The sequence below is a fragment of the Nostoc sp. genome, assembly GCF_036917195.1.
Taxonomy (GTDB): Bacteria; Cyanobacteriota; Cyanobacteriia; order Cyanobacteriales; family Nostocaceae; genus Nostoc.
This window is the reverse complement of the sequence record NZ_JBALDG010000029.1, coordinates 1-5,475: the sequence shown is the minus strand read 5'-3', so window position 1 is coordinate 5,475 and position 5,475 is coordinate 1. Positions and strand designations below refer to the sequence as shown.

At 42.7% G+C, this 5,475-nt stretch carries 5 protein-coding genes; 2 read left to right on the top strand and 3 right to left on the bottom strand.

What is annotated here, in order from left to right:
• Nucleotides 1-115 precede the first annotated feature (115 nt).
• Nucleotides 116-721, bottom strand: coding sequence for a DUF2231 domain-containing protein (locus tag V7K40_RS10525; RefSeq protein ID WP_334959219.1), 606 nt, complete (start codon nt 719-721; stop codon nt 116-118).
• Nucleotides 718-1,218, bottom strand: coding sequence for a DUF2231 domain-containing protein (locus V7K40_RS10520; RefSeq protein ID WP_334959216.1), 501 nt, complete (start codon nt 1,216-1,218; stop codon nt 718-720). Before V7K40_RS10520 ends, V7K40_RS10525 begins: the two co-directional genes overlap by 4 nt.
• 814 nt (nt 1,219-2,032) lie before the next feature.
• Between V7K40_RS10520 and V7K40_RS10515 the strand changes: the two genes are divergently transcribed.
• Both V7K40_RS10515 and V7K40_RS10510 read left to right on the top strand, forming a co-directional pair.
• Nucleotides 2,033-2,605 (top strand): chemotaxis protein CheB, encoded by a 573-nt coding sequence (locus tag V7K40_RS10515; RefSeq protein ID WP_334959214.1) that lies wholly within the window; start codon nt 2,033-2,035, stop codon nt 2,603-2,605.
• 4 nt (nt 2,606-2,609) lie between these two features.
• Nucleotides 2,610-4,739, top strand: coding sequence for a response regulator (locus V7K40_RS10510; protein WP_334959212.1), 2,130 nt, complete (start codon nt 2,610-2,612; stop codon nt 4,737-4,739).
• A gap of 53 nt (nt 4,740-4,792) precedes the next feature.
• Here V7K40_RS10510 and V7K40_RS10505 read toward each other — a convergent pair whose 3' ends face one another.
• Nucleotides 4,793-5,164, bottom strand: coding sequence for a DUF2237 domain-containing protein (locus V7K40_RS10505; protein ID WP_334793197.1), 372 nt, complete (start codon nt 5,162-5,164; stop codon nt 4,793-4,795).
• Nucleotides 5,165-5,475: the final 311 nt, after the last annotated feature.

Below are 5,475 nucleotides of genomic sequence, written 5' to 3'. Positions count from 1 at the left end.
AACAGTCACTGCGATCGCGCCTGTAAGCAGCGTCAAAATATTTAAAATCTTCTGGATTTTCATGGTCTTTGGTTATTGGGCATAGGGCATGGGCAAATGACTAATGACTAATGACTTATTTGAGTGTTGTGTTGAGGTCTTGACCCAATCGCAGCAAACTATCTGCTGTATTGTGTATGCCAAATTCGGTAGCCATTTGCGCCCCTAGTGTCCCGTGGACGTACATAATCAAGATGACTCCTACCCCTGTGAGTAGATAACTCCATTGCACTTGTTTGTCTGCGTCTTTGCGCCAAACGAAGCGCTGCCATCCTCTCCAGATGGTCATGCCAACAATTAGTGCTAATAACAACACACCACCCACACCATGCCAGAGCATGGTTTCCATTGCCTGCAATCCCCAGGCACTCTTGGTATCAGCTGGTGGTGTTGCCAACAGCATTTCGTAAAAGCCTGCTGTCACCGTGAAAAATGTAATCATGCTGGCAGCTAGCATGTTGTACCAGCCAACATCAAATAAGTTGTCACGTTCCACAGTAATTGCCAAAAATTTGAAGACCCATTTTTGGAAGGGGAACAGAACACCAACGATATCAAAGGTCATCCCAATGATGAACAAAGCTATTGTCAGATGGACTAGGTTGGGATGAATGGGAATGGTGTAAGGTAATCCGTTTGCGCCTAGAGAGCCGGTCAATTGGTCAATCAATTCTGAGTTCATCGCAATAGACCATCCTTTAGTGCTTCCACAACTGGCACTGTATGCAATCCATACACCCAAACAAGTTCATCTCCAAGATATACCTGTAAACCAACTATCAAAGTCAAAACTAGTCCGGCTCCCAAATAATAAATCGGTACTTTTTGCGGGTTGCGGGTACGAATTACATAGCGCCAAGCTGTAATCGCCGTGATGATTCCCGAAAGCGACCAACCAATCAGCGTATGCAAATTCAGCACCGATTTAGCCAGGCTGTAAGGTTGTGCTAAACCCGCTTCAAACTGACCAAAAATAATTGCGACGAAAATGGCGATCGTGGCAACTAACATATTCCACCAACTCACCTCAAAAAGACTGGCTTTCCCAGTAAAATAGCCAATTACATCGCAGCAGAAGGAAAACAACACCATCGCTATTACGAAATGGACAACGATGGGATGAATCGTATCTGGATAGGGTAAGTTGTGGTCGTTCAAAGATGTCAAATATTCAAGCATTGTCTTCTCCTGGACATATCTACCGCACTTTGGTCAATCAATTTTGGATAATGGAATTGCCAATTTTAGATTACCGATAGCACAGCCTCAACTCTTGGAGAGGCTATAGCAAAGAGTTATCGAGCGTCTTTTAGATTTATTCCGCACCTGATGGAGCATAAACTAGAAGACCCTAATCCAAAATCTATAACCCAAAATCTAAAATCTAAAATCGCTAGTCAAACTTCAATGATTGATGGATATTCACTAATATCACCACAAGTATCTATCCATAAATGACCAAAATATGTTCAATATGTGCGCGGTGCAATACGCTTAATCATGTCTTAGCTTTTTGTAGACAAATTTAATAAACTTGCCTATAACGAATAACTTTGTTGTGATTAATTTCCTCATGCTAATAGTCTGCAACAGCAATTTTTGATGTAGCTAAACCAAATCGCTGTCGTTTGTTGATTTGCTTAACTTATCTTTTAGCTTAAGTAAATTTTTATGAATTGTCAAAACAATAATGATTAAAATTTTAAATGTTAGTTAGTTAGCAAAAAAATATTTCTATAATGTATCGATTTTGGCATTAAATAATATTTTAAAAAGCCTATTTATAATATTTTTCTGTGAAGTATTTCACAATGATAAAATCTTTAATTGTAATGCAAATAGCAAAAATATATAATTTTGAGTAGTTGGTATAAAAGCGAATCAAGGTAAGTTAGTAGCTGTGGTGGAACTGGAGAATGTTGAAAGGATTTTATGAGCCATCAAGTCACACTAAGATTGAAACCCACATTCTACAGGTGTGAGGACTAAACAAGTGTCGTTTAAAATTGTGGTAATTGGTACTTCTTTGGGCGGATTATCAGCATTAAAAATTATCCTGGGGAACTTACCAGCAGACTTCCTAGTGCCGATCGCGATCGTGCAACACCGTCACAAGGAGTCTAACAACACACTCCAGGATTTATTACAAGAATCTAGTTCGTTGCCGATTCGAGAAGTGGAAGACAAAGACGAAATACTACCAGGACATATTTACCTAGCTCCAGCAGATTATCACTTGCTGGTTGAACTAGATCACTTTGCTCTTTCGACTGATGAGCCTGTTTCCTATGCCAGACCATCTATCGATGTGCTGTTTGAGTCAGCAGCCGATGTCTATACCCAGCAAGTTATTGGTGTAATATTGACAGGGGCAAATCAAGATGGTATGCAAGGTCTTAAGAAAATAAAAGCGCGGGGAGGACTTACTATTGTACAAGAACCTACCACAGCGGAGAGCGACGTTATGCCAGAAGCAGCAATTTCTGCTGTTGCAGTAGACTGGATTTTGACACTCTCAGACATCGCTTCTCAAATGGTCAAGCTTTGTCACTCTATACGGAAATAAACCCATGCAGATGGAACCCAAAGTAAACATCCTCCTAGTGGATGATAAACTAGAAAATTTGCTGGCATTAGAGGCAATCCTAGAAAAACTGGGAGAGAATCTCGTGAGAGCTACTTCTGGGGAAGAAGCTTTGAGGTGTCTGCTAAATCAAGACTATGCGGTAATTTTGCTAGATGTGCAAATGCCAGGGATGGATGGTTTTGAAACTGCTACCTTGATTCGCAATCGGGGGCGATCGCGTCACACTCCAATTATCTTTCTCACCGCCTTTAGCAGCAGCGACCAAATGCTGTTTAAAGGCTATGCCTTGGGTGCAGTTGATTATTTGCTCAAACCATTAGACCCGAATATTTTGACTTCTAAAGTCACAGTGTTCGTAGAACTATTTAAGAAAACAGAAGCCGTCAAGCAACAAGCAGCGCAGCTGGTAGCTGTGAATGCCGAACTCAGGCAAAGTGAAGAACGATTGCGATCGCTGAGTACCTGTTCACCCGTTGGCATTTTTGAAATTGATACTGAAGGAGGCTGTAGGTATACTAATCCTCGCTATCAGACAATTTGTGGCTTAAAAGCGGCAGAGAGTTTAGAAAAGAGATGGCTAGAATCTGTTCATCCAGAAGATAGAGAACGAGCCGTTACCAGTTGGTCTGACTACATTCGTGAAGGTCGCAACTATTCTGAAGAGTTTCGCTTTCAAACTGCTCAAGGCATCGTCCGTTGGGTACAGGTTCGCTCATCACCGATGCTTTCCGGTCAAGGAGAATTGCTCGGATATGTAGGCACTCTCGAAGATATTACTGAACGCAAGCAAGCAGAAGAAGTCCGCGCTCAAGTAATTCGAGAACAGACGGCAAGACAGGAAGCAGAAGCAGCAAATCGGATGAAAGATGAGTTTCTCGCCGTTCTCTCTCACGAACTCCGTACACCCCTAACCTCGATGCTGGGCTGGTCAAAAATCCTCCGCTCTAAGAAACTTGATGACAAAGCCACTTCCCGGGCCCTAGAGGCGATTGAACGCAACGCGATGTCTCAGATGCAACTAATTGAAGATATTTTAGATGTATCCCGGATTATCCGTGGTCAGTTGCGATTAAATGTATCTGCTGTGAATCTGATTTCAGTGATGGAGGCAGCCCTAGAGGCAGTGCGTCCCCTAGCAGAACCAAAAGATATTAAGTTAAATACTGTCCTGGATACTTCGGTAGGGTCAGTTTATGGCGATCCAGCCCGGTTACAGCAAGTTGTCTGGAACCTACTAACTAATGCGATTAAGTTTACCCCTAAGGGTGGCAGGGTAGAAGTTAGGCTATCTGTCTATTTTGGATCTTCGATTTCAGATTTTGGATTGGGATCTGATAGTGAAAATTTAGACTCTTCAAACACTGATGAAGGCAGTAATCCAAAATTCAAAATTCAAAATTCAAAATCTCAGTATGCCCAAATTCAAGTTATCGATACGGGGATTGGCATCAGTTCGGAGTTTTTACCCAAAGTATTTGAGCGTTTCCGGCAAGCAGACAGCACCACAACCCGATCGCACAATGGACTAGGACTAGGACTAGCGATCGTCCGTCATCTAGTGGAGCTGCATAAAGGTACAATCTTTGCCCAAAGTCCAGGCACAGGAGAAGGAGCAACCTTTACTGTAAGGCTGCCACTGCTACAAGACAATAGGGCTAATAGGGGAAATAGAGAAGCCACAGGAGAAATTTCCTCCCCTGTGGCTTCTGTGCCCTTGGCTGGATTAAGAGTTTTAGTTGTAGATGATCAAGCAGATACCCGTAACTTTCTCAGTTTTATGTTTGAGGAGTATGGGGCGGTAGCTACTGCGGTAGCGTCAGTTGATGAAGCGCTAGCAGTAATTGAACAAGCAAAAGCAGATATCCTGATTAGCGATATTGGCATGTCAGAGCAAGATGGTTATACGCTGATTCGGAAACTGCGCTCTTTAGAACCAGAAAAAGGTGGACGTATCCCAGCGATCGCTTTAACGGCGTACACGCGAGAGGAAGACCGCTTAGAAGCGCTAAGAGCAGGGTTTCAGCAGCATTTATCTAAGCCAATTGACCCTACTAAATTGATTGCTATGGTTGCCAATGTATTAAAACTACCTTTGGAAGTTCCAGTGAGTTGATTTTGAACTGGGGAGTGGGAAGTTAGGAATGCTGAGTACAATGGAATGCCCAATCAAGAAGAAGTTAGGGCATGTTTTTTCAGTTCGTCTAGGGAAACCATTTCCAAAGCTCTAGCATGGGTTGCAGAGAGGATGACGGGTGGAGCAACCCCAGCTTCGAGAGCTTCTTGCCAGCGAGAAGCACACAAACACCAGCGATCGCCAGGCTTCAGTCCAGGAAAATTAGAATCAGGAACAGGTGTGCTCAGGTCGTTCCCCCGCGATTTGGTGAACTCCAGGAATTCTGATGTCACTTCGGCACATACGACGTGCGACCCGAAATCTTGACCACCTGTGCGACAAAAACCGTCGCGGTAAAACCCGGTCATGGGAGAAGTGCAGCAGACATCTAGGTTTCCACCGATTACGTTTTTAGCTTCTGTCATCGTTAATTCGTTGCACTTGATTTTTCACTTCGATATAAGCTTATCTTGACACTTTCCTAGTTGAATTAAAATCGCTATCTCTGATTAATTCGGAAAAGCAGGGAATTTTAGAATCACTACTCATACAAAAGAGAGCTTCGGCGTATCCTGACCTCGTTGCTTGCCTTTAAATAAGTAAAGCTGATAGGTTCTATCAGCTTTACAAAAGCGACACAGTTGATTAAAAATTGTAAAGCAGTGTAAAGTAGTTTCACAGGCGAAAACAAAACCGTCTGATTCATAAATAACTAACCGCACTTATAAAACAATGA